The sequence below is a fragment of the Nitriliruptor sp. genome (genome assembly GCF_040882075.1).
Lineage (GTDB): Bacteria > Actinomycetota > Nitriliruptoria > Nitriliruptorales > Nitriliruptoraceae > Nitriliruptor.
Genome location: NZ_JBBEBZ010000188.1, coordinates 12,099 through 12,803, shown reverse-complemented (window position 1 = coordinate 12,803; position 705 = coordinate 12,099). Strand labels below are relative to the sequence as shown.

Genomic DNA, 705 nt, shown 5'->3' with positions numbered 1-705 from the left:
GCACGTTGGATCTCACGGGGCTGCTCGCCGCGGACCTCGCCTTCGACGACGTGGCCATCGTGGGATCCATCATCGACGCCATCGATCTGGACAGCCTCGACCTCCCGGCGCTGCCGCTCACACCGTCGCACGGCGCTGCGGGCCCGTTCACCGATGCCGAGTGCGACAGCGGGATCGGTGCCGCGTTCTGTAGCGGCACCACCCCGACCGTCCGCCAGACGCTCCGCGGCCAGGGCGGCAACGACCTGTCAACCGCGCTACGTGCCCACCTCGAGGGTGCGCTCGCAGGGCTCGACCTCGTGAGCACCACCGGCGAGGGCGCGCTGCTCAGCCTCGGCGCCGCCGTCGAGGGACTCACGATGTCGGCGGTGCCGCTGACGGACGGGCTCGGTGCCCCACTCGATGGGACCGTCGCAGACTTCGGGCAGCGGCTCGGTCAGTACAGCCCGGCGGACCAGCTCCTCATCGTCGAGCAGCTGCTCTCCTCCACGCTCGCGGAGCTCGGCGTCGACGATCTGCTGCACCTCAGCGGTCGCTACTCCTCGTACCCGGCGCTGACCGTGGACACGTCGACGGCCCCGGTCGGCGGCGAGTACCAGGGCACGTTGACCGTGACACTGGTCGAGTGACGAGCGTGACCCCCTCCCGCGCCCGCCGCCGTCCGTTCCCGCTCCTGACGGGTCCCGCCGTGGGGGGGGGGGGGGG

Annotated in this window: 1 protein-coding gene; it reads left to right on the top strand. The window is 72.2% G+C overall.

The genetic code is table 11. The features are described from left to right. The coding region (locus tag WEB03_RS13310; RefSeq protein ID WP_368071405.1) for a hypothetical protein at positions 1–629 on the top strand (629 nt) is incomplete at its 5' end. Positions 630–705 lie beyond the last annotated feature (76 nt).